Origin of the sequence: Micromonospora sp. NBC_01412, assembly GCF_045040215.1 — a bacterium.
Lineage (GTDB): Bacteria > Actinomycetota > Actinomycetes > Mycobacteriales > Micromonosporaceae > Micromonospora > Micromonospora rubida.
On record NZ_CP109528.1, the window covers coordinates 3349785 to 3364890 of the forward strand.

The 15106-nt window shown below is 72.1% G+C and carries 9 protein-coding genes; 5 read left to right on the plus strand and 4 right to left on the minus strand.

What is annotated here, in order from left to right; genetic code table 11:
- The first annotated feature begins 6 nt into the window (after window positions 1-6).
- The gene (locus OG617_RS15445) at window positions 7-573 is read left to right on the plus strand and encodes a TIGR03086 family metal-binding protein (RefSeq protein ID WP_405102411.1); all 567 of its coding nucleotides are present in this window, start codon (window positions 7-9) and stop codon (window positions 571-573) included.
- A 147-nt stretch (window positions 574-720) separates the two neighbouring features.
- Complete coding sequence (locus OG617_RS15450; RefSeq protein WP_405102413.1) at window positions 721-1668, plus strand: threonine/serine dehydratase; 948 nt, start codon at window positions 721-723, stop codon at window positions 1666-1668.
- 13 nt (window positions 1669-1681) lie between these two features.
- Here OG617_RS15450 and OG617_RS15455 read toward each other — a convergent pair whose 3' ends face one another.
- Window positions 1682-3772, minus strand: a complete 2091-nt coding sequence (locus OG617_RS15455) for a S9 family peptidase (RefSeq protein ID WP_405102415.1) — start codon at window positions 3770-3772, stop codon at window positions 1682-1684.
- A gap of 153 nt (window positions 3773-3925) precedes the next feature.
- Here OG617_RS15455 and OG617_RS15460 point away from each other — a divergent pair, with 153 nt between their 5' ends.
- Window positions 3926-5284: an FAD-binding oxidoreductase gene (locus tag OG617_RS15460; protein ID WP_405102417.1), complete on the plus strand. Its 1359-nt coding sequence runs from the start codon at window positions 3926-3928 to the stop codon at window positions 5282-5284.
- A 56-nt stretch (window positions 5285-5340) separates the two neighbouring features.
- On the opposite strand, the gene OG617_RS15465 is transcribed toward OG617_RS15460, so the two are convergent.
- Window positions 5341-5772, minus strand: coding sequence for a hypothetical protein (locus OG617_RS15465; protein ID WP_405102419.1), 432 nt, complete (start codon window positions 5770-5772; stop codon window positions 5341-5343).
- Window positions 5773-7271: 1499 nt separating this feature from the next.
- Complete coding sequence (locus OG617_RS15470; protein ID WP_405102421.1) at window positions 7272-9362, minus strand: SpoIIE family protein phosphatase; 2091 nt, start codon at window positions 9360-9362, stop codon at window positions 7272-7274.
- 263 nt (window positions 9363-9625) lie between these two features.
- Here OG617_RS15470 and OG617_RS15475 point away from each other — a divergent pair, with 263 nt between their 5' ends.
- Together OG617_RS15475 and OG617_RS15480 are read left to right on the plus strand one after the other, a co-directional pair.
- Entirely contained in the window at window positions 9626-13999 is a 4374-nt protein-coding gene (locus OG617_RS15475) for a HAMP domain-containing protein (RefSeq protein WP_405102423.1), read from the plus strand.
- Entirely contained in the window at window positions 13996-14550 is a 555-nt protein-coding gene (locus tag OG617_RS15480) for a two-component system response regulator (protein ID WP_405102425.1), read from the plus strand. The genes OG617_RS15475 and OG617_RS15480 overlap by 4 nt, the downstream gene beginning before the upstream one ends.
- A 1-nt stretch (window position 14551) precedes the next feature.
- Here the strand turns inward: OG617_RS15480 and OG617_RS15485 are convergent, their stop codons facing one another.
- A complete protein-coding gene (locus OG617_RS15485) occupies window positions 14552-15061 on the minus strand; it encodes a GbsR/MarR family transcriptional regulator (RefSeq protein ID WP_405102427.1) in 510 nt (169 codons plus the stop codon).
- Between the last annotated feature and the right edge of the window lie 45 nt (window positions 15062-15106).

The window sequence follows — 15106 nt, forward strand, 5'->3', positions numbered from 1 at the left end:
GCTCCTATGGCCACGAAGACTAGTGAACTGCTGTCCGAAGCCGCGCCGCGCGCCGTCGCGGTGGTCCGGGCGATCCGTGAGGACCAGCTCGACCTGCCGACCCCGTGCGCGGTCTACTCCGTCCGGGACCTTGTGAACCACCTGTACCAGGTGGTGGTCAACTTCCAGGAGTTGGCCGCCAAGCGGCCGGCGAACTGGGACAAGACCGACTATTTGACGGACGGCTGGCAGGACCGGTTCGCGGCCGAGACCGAGCGGCTGATCGGGGCGTGGGCGGACCCGGCCGCGCTGGAGGGCGTTTCGCCCGGGATGGGGCTGCCCCCGGAGACCGTCGGGGAGATGGGGCTGATCGACCTCACCGTGCACGCCTGGGACCTGGCCCGGGCCACCGGCCAGCCGTTCGACGCCGCGCCGGCCGCGACCGCCGTCATGCACGCCTTCATGGACCGGATGGGCGACACAGGCCAGCGGATGGGGGCCTTCGGCGCACCGGTCGACGCCCCGCCGGACGCCTCCCCGCTCGACCTCGCCCTGGCCCGGATGGGCCGCCACCCCGGCTGGTCGCCGCGCTGACCCGGCAGCGCCGGTAGCTCTGGCCAGCCGCCGGCTCCGCCGCCGGACCGGTGGAGGCGGCCGGGCGAGGTTGACTCCGCTATTCGCTCGGTGAATAGCGGTAGGAGGCGGCCTGCTCGTCGTAGACCCAGCGGGCAGGATGGCGGGATGGACCTCGTGACGCTCGACGACATCCGGGCCGCCGCCGCCGACATCGCCCCGACCGTCCTCCGTACGCCGCTGCTGCGCGCACCGTGGGACGACGGGCTGTGGCTGAAGCCGGAGAGCCTGCAACCGGTCGGCTCGTTCAAGCTGCGCGGGGCCACCCACGCGGTCGCCCGGCTCGACCCGGCCCGACGGGACCGGGGCGTGGTCACCCACTCGTCCGGCAACCACGGGCAGGCCCTCGCGTACGCGGCCCGGGCGGCCGGCGTGCCGTGCACGGTGGTGGTGCCGGAGGGCGCCCCGGAGGTGAAGATCGCCCGGATGCGGGCGTTCGGGGCGACGGTGCTGCTCGTCCCGCCGGCGCAGCGGCTGGCCGAGGCACAGCGGATCGTCGCCGAGTCCGGGGCGGTGCTGGTGCCGCCCTTCGACGACCGGCGGATCATCGCCGGCCAGGGCACCGTCGGCACGGAGATCGTCGACGACCTGCCCGACGTGGACGTGGTGCTGGTGCCGGTCGGCGGTGGCGGCCTCGCCTCCGGGGTCGCCACGGCGCTGCGGGCGCTGCGCCCGTCGACCGCCGTGATCGGCGTCGAGCCGGAACTCGCCGCCGACGCCCGGGAGTCGCTCGCCGCCGGGCGGGTGGTGCCCTGGGCCGTCGAGCTGACCTACCGCACCTGCGCGGACGGGCTGCGCACCAACCTGTCCGAGCTGACCCTCGCCCACCTGCGGGACCGCCTCGACGGCATCGTCACCGTGACCGAGGAGGAGATCCGGGCGGCGGCGGGCCGGTTGATCAGGGACGCCCGGCTGGTGGTCGAGCCGAGCGGGGCGGTGGCGACGGCCGCCCGGCTGTTCCGAGCCGCCGAGCTGCCGTCGGGCCGTACCGTCGCGGTGGTGACCGGCGGCAACGTGGACCCGGCCGTCCTCGCCACCCTGGCCACCACCCCCTGACCCCGGCCGCTCCCTACGCCTTCAGGCGGTCGAGGATCCAGGCGTTGATGAACGCCTCCTCGCGCCAGGAGTCGTACCGGCCGCTGGGGCCGCCGTGGCCGGCGCCCATCTCGGTCTTGAGCAGGTAGTCACCCCGGGGGGCGACCGCCCGCAGCCGGGCGATCCACTTCGCCGGCTCGTGGTAGAGCACCCGGGTGTCGTTGAGGCTGGTCACCGCGAGGATGGCCGGGTAGTCCACCGCCGCCACGTTCTCGTACGGGGTGTACGACTTCATGTACGCGTACACCTCGGGGTCTTCGAGGGGGTTGCCCCACTCCTCCCACTCGGTGACGGTCAGCGGCAGCGACGGGTCGAGGATCGAGGTGAGCGCGTCCACGAAGGGCACCTGCGCGACGATGCCGGTGAACGCCTCCGGGGCCAGGTTGGCCACCGCGCCCATCAGCAGGCCGCCGGCCGAGGCGCCCCGGGCCACCAGCCGGTCCGTCGACGTCCAGCCCGAGCCGGCCAGGTGCCGGGCGCACGCGACGAAGTCGGTGAACGTGTTCTTCTTGGCCAGCAGCTTGCCCTCGTCGTACCAGCGGCGGCCCAGCTCGCCGCCGCCCCGGATGTGGGCGACCGCGAAGATGACGCCCCGGTCCAGCAGGGAGAGCCGGGCGATGGAGAACCACGGGTCCATGCTCGCCTCGTACGAGCCGTACCCGTAGATCACGCAGGGGGCGGAGCCGTCGCGCGGGGTGCCGGCCCGGCAGACCAGCGAGATCGGCACCCGGGTGCCGTCGTCGGCGAGCGCCCAGTCCCGGTGCTGCTCGTAGTCGGCGGGGTCGTACTCCCGGCCGTCCGGACCGGGCCGGACCGGCTTGCGCCGGCGCAGCACCAGCACCCGGGTGACCAGGTCGTAGTCGTACACGGAGTCGGGGCTGACCAGCGAGGCGTAGCGCAGCCGGACCTGCCGGGTGCGGTACTCCGGGTTGCTGTCCAGCCCGACGCTGTAGATCGGCTCCGGGAAGTCGATGTCGTGGCCGTCGCCGCCGCCGACCGGCAGCACCCGCAGCCCGGTCAGCCCGTTGCTGCGCAACGAGACGACCAGGTGGTCGGCGAAGGCGTCCACCGACTCCAGCCGGGTGCCGGGGGTGTGCGGGATCAGTGGCACCCAGTCGCCCGGCGCGTCCGCCGAGGTGAACGCCAGCGCGAAGTCCTCGGCGTCGTGGTTGTGCAGGATCAGGAAGCGGTGCCCGTGGTGCTCGACGCTGTACTCGACGCCCTGCCGGCGGGGAGCGACAAGGGCCGGCTCGCCGGTGGGATTGCCGGCCGGGATCACCCGCACCTCGCTGGTGATCTTGCTGTGGCTGTCGATCAGGATGAACTTCTCCGACCGGGTCAGCTCGACGCCCACCCAGAAGCGCTCGTCGTCCTCCTGGTGGACCACGACATCCTCGGCGGCCGGGCTCCCGATCAGGTGTCGCCAGACCCGGTTGGGCCGCCAGGCGTCGTCCACGGTGACGTAGAACAGCACCGAGGCGTCCGCCGACCAGGCGATGCCGTAGGAGGTGTCGGGCACCTCGTCGGGCAGCACCTCGGCGGTGCTGAGGTCCTTCACCCGCAGGGTGAACCGCTCGTCGCCCGAGAAGTCCGTCGAGTACGCCAGCCACCGGCCGTCGGGGCTGACGTCGAACGCGCCGAGCGAGAAGAAGTCGTGCCCCTCGGCCAGCAGGTTGCCGTCGAGCAGCACCTCCTCGCCGTCGAGCGGGGCGCCGTCGGCGCTCACCGGGGGCTCGGTCTCGCCGTCGCGGACGGCCCGGCGGCAGTGCACGCCGTACTGCTGGCCCTCGACCGTGCGGGTGTAGTACCAGTAGCCGCCCTTGCGGGTCGGCACCGACAGGTCGGTCTCCTGGGTGCGGCGCCGGGTCTCCTCGAACAGGGTTCCGCGCAGCTCCTCCAGGTGCGCGGTGCGCGCCTCGGTGTACGCGTTCTCCGCCCTCAGGTGGGCGATCATCTCCGGGTCGTCCTTGGCGGCCAGCCAGGCGTACTCGTCGACGACCGTGTCGCCGTGGTGGGTGCGCTCGGTGGGAACCTGCTTGGCGACGGGCGGGATCTCGGTGGTCACGCCGGTCAGGTTACCGGCCGGCAGGGTTGCCGTCGGGGCGCTGCGGCGGCCCGGCGAGGTGTTCCCCCTGCGACCGGATCCTTCGCGGGGGCCGGCGGCCCGACGCCGCGCGGCACCCCGCCACTTCCTTCGAACACCTGTACGATAACCGCCATGGCGGCAGTAGCGCGGTCGACCGGCCGGTCCGGGGCAATGGGCATCACTCGTCGACTCACCGAGATCTGCGGCCCGGACTTCGCCCGCTTCGCCGGGGCGGCCGACGAGGTCGCCGGGCGGCCGGCCCGGTGGGTGGCGGTGCCCGGCGATCCGTCCGCCGCGGCCGAGGTGCTCCGGCTGGCCGCCGCCCACGACCTGACGGTGGTGCCCCGGGGCGCCGGCACGAAGATCGACTGGGGTGCCGCCCCGGAGCAGGTCGACATCATGCTCGACACCGGCCGGCTGGCCGGCATCGGCCACCAGCCGGCGGGCGCCCAGGTGGCCGAGATCGGCGCGGGCACCCCGCTGCGCGCGGCCCAGGCGGCCCTGGAACGCACCGGGCAGCGCCTCGCCCTCGACGCGCCCTCGCCCGGGGCGACGGTCGGCGGGGTGCTGGCCGCCGACGAGTCCGGCCCGCTGCGGCACCGCCACGGCGGCCCCTCCGACCAGCTGGTCGGAGTGCGCTACCTGGACGCCGACGGCGAGCTGACGAGCGCGGGCGGCGGCGCACCCGGCCTGGAGCTGGCCCGGCTGCTCTGCGGCTCGCAGGGCGGCCTCGGGGTGTTGGTCTCGGCCACCCTGCGGGTGCAGCCGGTGCCGGCCAGCCAGGTCTGGGTCACCCGCCCGGTGGGGAGCCCGCTGGACCTGCCCGACCTGGTCCGGGCGGTGCTCGCCGCCCGGCTCGACCCGGCGGCCGTCGAGCTGGACCTGCCGGCCCGGGCGAACCGGGTGCGCCCGGCTCCGCACCCCGACGACCCGGCGGCGGCTGCCCGCGCCCGGCACCCCTCGATGTTCCGCCGCACGGCGCGCTTGGCCGGGGCGGGCACCCTGGCGGTGCTGCTCGAGGGTGGTCCCGCCGACGTCTCCGAACGGGTGGACAGCCTGCTCGCCCTGCTGGGCGACGAGGCCACCGTCGACCACTCGGCGCCGCCGTGGTGGCGGAGCTATCCGTTCGGCCCCGGCGAGACCGCGCTACGCATCGAGGTGCCGACCACCGACCTCTACGCGGCCGTCTACGCGCTGCGCGATGCGGCCGGCGGCCCGGTCCCGATCCGGGGCTCCGCCGGGCAGGGCGTGGTGCACGCGGCCCTGCCCGGCTCCCTGCCCGCCGAGCGGGTGGCGTCGATCGTCACCGGCGTGCGCCGGGTCCTGCTTGCCCGGCGCGGCCGGTGCGTCGTGGTCGCGGCGCCGCCGCCGGTGCGCCAGGCGGTCGACCTCTGGGGCGAGCTGGCCTCGCTGCCCCGGCTGCGGGCGGCGAAGGAATACCTCGACCCGCACCAGCGCCTGGCCCCCGGCCGCCTCCCCGGCGGCCTGTGACGGCTGCATCCTCCGCGCCAGGGGACATGACAGCCGATCCGGTCACGCGGAGGCGCTCAGTCCAGCCACCACCTGTGCATGTCGCCGACGGCGGGGAGGAGACGTAGCAGGGGTAGGGCAACCGCGCTGACGATTCCCGCCAGCAGCAGGGCCCTGGCCGGGCGGGACAGCTCATGCCAGGTCCGGGCGAGCAGCGGCAACGAGACCATGGCCAGCGCTGGGCTGACCAGGAAGCCGACCAGGTAGAGCAGCGCGACCAAAGCGTAAAGCCAGGTGAACGGGTTCACCCCAGACGGTCCGAAGGGGATCAGATCCTTCGGGTCGTAGTGGCCGGTGAGCATGTCAGCGGGACCGGCCCCAGTTGCGGCTATCCGTCCGAGGTAGAGGACGGTCACCAGCAGGAATGCGCCCGCGAAGGCCAGGTGAATCGTGGTCAGCAGCCGGACCGAGGACGGGGCTCGCGCGCCGGTGGCCGCCGTCGTCGACATGGGGGGAACCTAGCACCGGCGGAGCAGATGCGTTGCCCCTCCTGCGCGTCGGCCCGACTGCCAGGAGGGGCGCCCGGTGGTCGGCTGCCGGCGCGGTGAGGCCCGGGGCCCGGCCGTGTCCGGGCCCCGGGACGTCCTCAGTCGACCAGTAGCGCCACCAGGGGGGTGAGCGTCGCCAGGACGGCTGCTACGGCACCGAGGACCGTCGCTGCCGTCCTCAGATAGGCCAAGACGACCCGGTGGGCTTCCTGCCTCCTGTTGTCCGGCTCCTCGTTGGTTGTTGCGGTCGACAAAGGCTCCTCCTGCCTGCGGTGACACGTCCAGTTGGCCGAAGTTGCAGCAAGCGCCGGGTAGCTACCGCCGTTTGCTTCATCGGAGAAAGGGGAATCCCTCTCAATTTGCTTCTCTGGCCTTGTTGCCGTCAATTGCAACCGGTCGCTGGGAGTTGGTCAAGTCGGCCGCCGGGTTCAACGCATCGCCCGATGGTCGAGATTTGAATAGGCCTTCCGCGTTCGCCGTTCGTGCGGTATTCGCATACGCGCCGCGTGCGCGCATTTCAGCGGACGCGCCCGCGTGCACGTACATATATCCATCGACGCGCTCCCGCGCGCAGGCGCGACACGCCCGCGCGTGTACGTGGACATCGAAGGAAAGGCAAAAGGCGTCTCGGATGGTGAGGGACGAATGGGATCAAGCGCCTGAATCGGACGTCCGTGCGGAGCGTCCGGCGTTCACTCGGCCACTCGATGTCAAAATGTGACCCTCATCACAAGTCGCTTCCGGTGGTGGGTATGCGCGACACGGTCAGGTCCAGAGGCCGTCCTGCTGCCTCACTTCATCGTCGTCAGCCGGCGAGTAAGAAGTTAGATGATAGGTCTTGGACCTCCGTTCCTGGCATTGTGATCGGTGGATTAAACTTCGCGAAGGAGTTCGGTTGATAGCGGGTCACGTTCGCGAGTTTCGGCGATGGTGCAGGCGTGTGAGTCCGAATATGGATTCCGGGTTTCGTCGCCGTTTTGTCATCGCCGAAGCGCAGTGTTCCTTCGCCGGAAATCGCTATGCCGCCGTGCTGGCAGGGTCATTGCGTTGCCGCGGGTGCGGTCCCTGGTCGGCCCGGGGACCGTGGCCCGGGGCGGAGCTGTGGGCGCGGTGGTCGATGTCGTGGGGCGGTGCCTATGGAGCTGAGTCGTTTACGTCATCACCGCCGGTCGGGCCACCGCCGTCGCGTCACCCACCGCCGTCGGGTCGTCGCTTGCGGTCGCCGAGCGCGGCGGGCGTGGCTGATGTCGTATCCGACTCAGCTCCATAGGCGCCGGGAGGCATACCCGCCGTGGAGCGGCGCCCACGCCAGGAGCCCTCAGCCCCCCCAGACATCCTGATCGCAGCGCCCCCGCCCGACTTCGCAATCGCTCTGGCCGTGCTGGGTCGACAGCCGCCTGCGGGGCAGCTGCAGGCAACCGGGTCGGACGTTCTTCCTGCCGGGGCGCTCCGCTCTGGGCTCAGAGCCGGTCGTTGCGCAGCACCAGGATGGCGATGTCGTCGCGGGGGGCCTCGACCGAGAACCCGATCGCGGTCGAGCGCAGCCGGGCGGCCACCACGTCGGCCGAGTACCCGGCCAGTGGCGCGGCGGACTCCCGCAGCCGATCGGTGCCGAACAGTTCCCGGCCCCGCCTGCGCTCGGTCACCCCGTCGGTGTAGAAGATCAGCGAGTCGCCGGGGGCGAGCGTGACCTGTGCCGTCGGCGAGCTGATCGCGTCGAGCAGGCCGAGCGCGGTGCCGCCGGCCCCGACGAAGGCGGCCCCGTCGCCGGCCCGCAGCAGCACCGGCCGGTCGTGCCCGGCCAGGTGCAGGGCCACGTCCAGCCGGTCGCCGCTGCCCGGCCCGACCGCCGCCAGCGCCAGCGTGCAGTAGCGCCCGCCGCCCCGCTCGACCAGCGTCTCGTTGAGCCGGCCCAGGACCTCCGGCAGCGGCTTGCCGTCGCCGACCAGCACCCGGATGACGTCTCGGACCAGCCCGGTGACCGCAGCCGCCTCGACCCCCTTGCCGGACACGTCGCCGACCACCACCAGCCAGCGCCCGTCGGGCAGCGGGAGCACGTCGTAGAAGTCGCCGCCGACCTCCGCGTCGTCGCCGGTCGGCACGTACTCGGCGGCGAAGCCGATGCCCTCGACGACCGGCAGGACCGGCGGCAGCAGCGACTGTTGCAGAGTTTGGGCCACCCTGCGCCGCTCGGCGTGGATGCGGGCGTTCTCGATGGCCAGCGCGGCCCGTCGGGCCACGTCCTCCAGCACGGCGACCTCGTCCGGGTCGTGCCGGTGGCGCTGGTGCCGGCCGACCGCGAGGGTGCCCAGCCGCTGGCCACGCGCCACCAGCGGGACGGCGAAGCCCTCCATCGGCCCGCCGAGCGGCACCTGCGACCCGGTCCTGGACGCCTCGCGCAGCCGGGCCTGCACCGAGTCCGTCCCCGCCTCCCGGAGCACCTTGTGCAGCTGCGGCAGCACCGACTCGTCGGCGTGGGTGGCCGCCGCGAGCCGCAGCTGCCCCCACTCGTCGGCGGTGTGCACCGCGCACCACTGGCCGAGGCGGGGGACCACGAGCTGCGGGATCAGTGCCATGGTCAGCTCGACGTCCAGGGACTGGGCCAGCAGCTCGCTCGCCTCGGCCAGGAACGTCAGCCAGGCCTGCCGGCGGACGTTGGCCCGGCGCAGCCGGTCGTTCTCCAGGTGCAGCGAGAGCCGCTCGGCGGTCAGCACCGCCAGCGGCCGGGCGTACGTCGAGGGGGCGGCGTCCAGCTCCAGCTCCCCGGCGTACGGCCGGTGCACCGCCAGCGGCACCTGGAGCAGCTCGTTGCCGGCGCGGGGGGCGCGGCCGTAGCGGGCCAGCATCTGCATGCCCTGCCCGTCGCCCCGGTCCAGCCGGACCACGCCGCCGGCCGCGCCGACCATCTCGGCCAGCCGGGTGAGCAGTTCGGTGGCGAACTCGGGCAGCGGGTCCTCGGCGTACTGGTCGGGAGCGGTCTGCATCAGCTCGCTCATCGCCCCGGCGCTCGGCCCCGGGTGCTCGGTGGCCGGTCCGCCGCCGGAGCGGGCGGTCGCATGGCCCCACCCGCCGGCGGGTGGCGGGCCGCCGGCGACCGGCTGCCCGGCCGCGTCGCGCCGGTCGAGCCGGAACCACACCCCCTTGCCCGTGGGCAGGTACGTGGTGCCCCACCGGCTGGCGAAGTGGTCGACCAGCAGCAGCCCACGGCCCCGCTCGGAGACCTCGTTGATCTCGGAGCTGTCGTTGCGGACGCCCACGGTGAGCTCGTCGACCGAGCCCACGGCGAAGTCGGAGACGGTGACGGTCAGCCCGATGTCGTCGGCGACGACCTCGATGTCCAGTTCTGTGCGGGCGTGTTCGACGGCGTTCGTGGTCAGCTCGGTGGTCAGCAGCAGGGCCTCGTTGAGCAGGTCGTCGAGGCTCGCGGCGGCCAGCACGGACCGGACCAGGGCGCGCGCGGCGGCCGGCGTCCGCCGGTCGGCGGGCAGCCGTACCCGGCGGATGCGCTCGTCCGGACCGCCTGAGGTCGTCGGTCCCGCCTCCGCTGACACCTCCATATCCTCCACCGCGGCCCGGCCGTAAGCCAATCCGACCCGGATGCCGCGTCGAGGACCGTCGCCCGCCCGGGGGATCGCCCGGGCGGCGCGGGCTCCGGCGGCCGTCGGCTCGGCCAGCCAGGTTCCCCGAGCCGTGAGCTGCTTCGACGCGCGGGCGGTCCGGCGGGCGGCGCGGCGCGGCATCGACGCTCGGCCGGGCACAATGATGGGATGGCCGGTGTGTCGGCAGGCCCCGGCGGCCCCGAACTGAGCGAGGAATGATGACCACGGCGAAACACTCGGTAGCCGCGGACCCGTCCGCGCCGGACCAGGCGGCCCTGCTCAGCGAGCTGGCGGAAGCGCTGCGCCGGATGCGCGGCGGCGACCTGAAGGTCCGCCTGCCCCGGCGGGCGGGCGCGGCCGGCGAGGTGGCGGACGCGTTCAACGACGTGGTGGCCCTCCAGGAGCGGCAGCACCTGGACCTGCGCCGGATCAGCCGGATCGTCGGCCGGGACGGCCGGCTCACCGAGCGTCTCGACGAGGAGGGGCTGGAGGGCTCCTGGGCGGAGGGGCAGCGCGCGGTCAACTCGCTGATCGACGACCTCGGCCGCCCGACCACCGAGATCGCCCGGGTGATCGTGGCCGTGGCCGACGGCGACCTCTCCCAGCACATGGCGCTGGAGATCGACGGCCGGCCGCTGCGCGGCGAGTACCTGCGGATCGGCCGCACGGTCAACACGATGGTCGACCAGCTCTCGTCCTTCTCCAACGAGGTGACCCGGGTGGCCCGGGAGGTGGGCACCGAGGGCAAGCTCGGCGGCCAGGCCGACGTGCGCGGGGTGGCCGGCACCTGGAAGGACCTCACCGACTCGGTGAACACCATGGCGTCGAACCTGACCGGCCAGGTGCGGTCGATCTCCCAGATGGCGACGGCGGTGGCCAAGGGCGACCTGTCGCAGAAGATCACGGTCGGGGCGCGCGGCGAGGTCGCCGAGCTGGCCGACACCATGAACTCGCTCACCGACACGCTGCGACTCTTCGCCGAGCAGGTGACCCGGGTGGCCCGGGAGGTGGGCACCGAGGGCAAGCTCGGCGGCCAGGCGGAGGTGCCGAACGTCGCGGGCACCTGGAAGGACCTCACCGACAGCGTCAACTCGATGGCGTCGAACCTGACGGCCCAGGTGCGCAACATCGCCCAGGTGTCCACGGCCGTCGCCCGGGGCGACCTGTCGCAGAAGATCACCGTCGCCGCGCAGGGCGAGATCCTGGAGCTGAAGGACACCGTCAACACGATGGTGGACCAGCTCTCGTCGTTCGCCGACGAGGTGACCCGGGTGGCCCGCGAGGTCGGCATCGAGGGCAAGCTTGGCGGCCAGGCCCAGGTGCGCGGGGTCTCCGGCACCTGGCGGGACCTCACGGAGAACGTCAACCAGCTCGCCGGCAACCTGACCAGCCAGGTCCGCAACATCTCCCAGGTCTCCACGGCCGTCGCCAAGGGTGACCTGAGCCAGAAGATCACCGTGGACGCGCAGGGCGAGATCCTGGAGCTGAAGAACACGGTCAACACGATGGTGGACCAGCTGTCGTCGTTCGCGGACGAGGTGACCCGGGTGGCCCGTGAGGTGGGCACGGAGGGCAAGCTGGGCGGCCAGGCGCAGGTGAAGGGCGTGTCGGGTACGTGGCGGGACCTGACGGACAACGTGAACTCGATGGCGTCGAACCTGACGTCGCAGGTGCGTAACATCGCGTCGGTGACCACGGCGGTGGCGAAGGGTGACCTGTCGCAGAAGATCACCGTGGACGCCCGGGGCGAGATCCTGGAGCTGAAGTCGACGGTGAACACGATGGTGGATCAGCTGTCGTCGTTCGCGGACGAGGTGACCCGGGTGGCCCGTGAGGTGGGCACGGAGGGCAAGCTGGGCGGCCAGGCCCAGGTGCGCGGCGTCGCCGGCACCTGGCGGGACCTGACGGACAACGTGAACTCGATGGCGTCGAACCTGACGGCCCAGGTGCGCAACATCGCCCAGGTGTCCACGGCGGTGGCGAAGGGTGACCTGTCGCAGAAGATCACCGTGGACGCCCGGGGCGAGATCCTGGAGCTGAAGTCGACGGTGAACACGATGGTGGATCAGCTGTCGTCGTTCGCGGACGAGGTGACCCGGGTGGCCCGTGAGGTGGGCACGGAGGGCAAGCTGGGCGGCCAGGCGCAGGTGAAGGGCGTGTCGGGCACCTGGCGGGACCTGACGGACAACGTGAATTCGATGGCGTCGAACCTGACGTCGCAGGTGCGTAACATCGCGTCGGTGACCACGGCCGTGGCGAAGGGCGACCTGGGCCAGAAGATCACCGTGGACGCGCAGGGCGAGATCCTGGAGCTGAAGAACACGGTCAACACGATGGTGGACCAGCTGTCGTCGTTCGCCGACGAGGTGACCCGGGTGGCCCGTGAGGTCGGCATCGAGGGCAAGCTGGGCGGCCAGGCGCAGGTGAAGGGCGTCTCCGGCACCTGGCGGGACCTCACGGAGAACGTCAACCAGCTCGCCTCCACGCTCACCACCCAGCTCCGGGCCATCGCCCAGGTGTCGACCTCGGTGACCCGGGGCGACCTGACCCAGCGGATCGCGGTCGAGGCCCAGGGCGAGGTCGCCGAGCTGAAGGACAACATCAACCAGATGATCGTCACCCTCCGGGAGACGACGAAGAAGAACGCCGAGCAGGGCTGGCTGGACTCCAACCTGGCCCGCATCGGCGGCCTGCTCCAGGGACAGCGGGACCTCGGCGAGGTCTGCCGGATGATCATGATGGAGGTGACCCCGCTGGTCGACGCGCAGCTCGGCGCATTCTTCCTGGTGGACACCTCCGACGGCAGCATGCGGCTGCGGCTGACCGCCTCGTACGGCTACGTGGCCCGGGGGCACGACGTCACGTTCGGCCCCGGCGAGGGACTGGTCGGGCAGGCCGCGCTGTCCCGCCGGACGATCCGGGTGAGCGCCTCCCCGGACGGCCGGCTCACCCTGCGCTCGGGGCTGGCGGACACCCCGCCGGCGGACCTGGTGGTGCTGCCCGTGCTGTTCGAGGGTGAGCTGCTCGGTGTGATCGAGTTCGCCAGCGTGGCCGCCTTCTCCGAACTGCACCTGGCGTTCCTGGAGCGGCTGGTGCTGACCATCGGCGTCGCGGTCAACACGATCCAGGCCAACCGGCGCACCGAGGAGCTGCTGGCCCAGTCTCAGCGGCTGGCCCACGAGCTCCAGGAACAGTCGGCCGAGTTGCAGCGCACCAACGCCGAGCTGGAGGACAAGGCCCAGCTGCTGTCCGAGCAGAAGGCCAACATCGAGACCCAGAACCGGGAGATCGAGCTGGCCCGGCTCGGCCTGGAGGACAAGGCCCAGCAGCTCACCCGGGCCTCGGCGTACAAGTCGGAGTTCCTGGCCAACATGAGCCACGAGCTGCGCACGCCGCTGAACTCGCTGCTGCTGCTGGCCCGGCTGCTGGTGGAGAACTCGGAGCAGAACCTCACCCCGAAGCAGATCGAGTTCGCCCGGACCATTCACGGCTCCGGCTCGGACCTGCTGCGGCTGATCGACGACATCCTCGACCTGTCCAAGATCGAGGCGGGCCGGATGGACGTCGAGCCGACCGAGGTCCGGTTCGACGAGATCCGCGGGTTCGTGGAGCAGGCGTTCGCCCCGCAGGCGGAGGACAAGGGCCTCGGCTTCCAGGTCCAGGTGGCCGAGGAGCTGTCCCCGGCACTGGTCACCGATGCCGGGCGGTTGCAGCAGATCCTGCGCAACCTGCTCTCCAACGCCGTGAAGTTCACCGACAGCGGCACGGTGACGCTGCGGATCGCCCCGGCGTCCGAGAACGTCGTCTTCGACGTGCCGGCGCTGACCAACGCCCGGCAGGTGATCGCCTTCACGGTGATCGACACCGGCATCGGCATCTCGGACGACAAGCTGTCGCTGATCTTCGAGGCGTTCCAGCAGGCGGACGGGACGACCAGCCGGCGGTACGGCGGCACCGGGCTGGGGCTGTCGATCAGCCGGGACCTGGCCCGCCTGCTCGGCGGCTCGATCATCGTGGCCTCGGCGCCCGGGGAGGGCTCCACCTTCACCTTGTACGTACCGGACGTGCTGGCCCCGGACGCGGTGGTCGCGCCGGCGCCACCGTCGCCGGCCCGCGCGGGCCTGCCGGCGTCGCTGCTGCTGATGTCTCCGCCGGAGCTGTCGGGGGTGGCTGAGACGCCGGCCACCCGCCGGCTGGAGGGCGTCACCGTGCTGATCATCGACGACGACGTGCGGAACGTCTTCGCGCTGACCAGCGCATTGGAGTTGCACGGTATGACCGTGTTGTACTCGGACAACGGGGCGGACGGCGTCCGTCGGCTGGCCGAGCATCCGGAGGTGGACATCGTGCTGATGGACGCGATGATGCCTGACCAGGACGGCTACGAGACCACCCGGCAGATCCGCCGTAACCACCGCTTCGCCGACCTGCCTATTGTCTTCCTCACCGCGAAGGCGATGCCGGGCGACCGCGAGTCCGCGCTCGCGGCGGGCGGCAGCGACTACATCACCAAACCGGTTGACCTGGACGACCTGATCGAGCTGATGGCGTCCTGGGTGGGCGGCAGTCGAGGCGAGGAGAGAATGTGAGCCAGACGGCCAAGGCGCTGTTGGTCGACGACCGACGGGAGAATCTGATGGCCCTGGAGGCGATTCTCCAGGGGCTGCCGGTGCAGTCGGTTGCTGTGGAGAGCGGCGAGGCGGCGCTCAAGCAGTTGCTGGTGGACGACTTCGCGGTGATCCTGCTGGACGCGCAGATGCCCGACATGGACGGCTTCGAGACCGCCAGCCACATCAAGCGGCGGGAACGCACCCGGCACGTGCCGATCATCTTCCTCACCGCGGCCGACAAGGACGCCCAGCTCGCCCTGCGCGGGTACGCGGTCGGTGCGGTCGACTACCTGACCAAGCCCTTCGACCCGTGGGTGCTGCGGGCCAAGGTGTCGGTCTTCGTCGAGCTGTGGGTCAAGACCCGACAGCTCGCCGCCCAGTCGGACCTGGTCCGGGAGCGCGAGACGCAGTGGCGCACGCTCACCGACGCCGTCGACGAGGCCACCGCCCTGCTCCGGGCGAACGACCCGGAGGCCCGAACCCGGGCCGTCGACCTGCTGGAACAGGCCCGCTGGGGCAACACCCGCTGACCTAGGCGGGGGGCGAACCGTCGTGGCCCGTGGCGGCGCGGCGGGCCCGCCAGCGTTCGCCGAGTGAGTCGATCTCCCCCTGGATGAAGACGAAGAAGTCGCGCATCTCGGCGACCCGCTCGCCGGCCGGGGTGCTCCGGCCGACGAGGGCGTTGACCCCGCCGTCCGCGATGTCGATGAAGCTCTTGTAGAGGCCGGTCTTCGTGATCGTCCCCTCGTACCAGGGGTTTTCCGGCAGCCGGTAGCGGTCCCGGCGGGAGCCCTTCACCGGCTCGCGGATCAGCATCCCGAACTGGGTCAGGTAGCGGACCGCACCGGAGATCGCCGCCGCGCTGACATCGAGCCGCTCGCCGATCTCGGCGGCGGTCAGCTCCTCGTCCGCGCTCATCACCGTGAACAGCACCCTGGCGGCCATCCGGGGGAAACCGACCTCCGCGAAGGCCATGGCCATCCGCTCGACGAAGAGGTGGACCGCCTCGTCGTTGCGGCGGGGTGGGTCGGCAATGCTCATCCGGCTCTCCTCGGCGTAGGTCGGGTATCTGATCGTGCCCCAGCC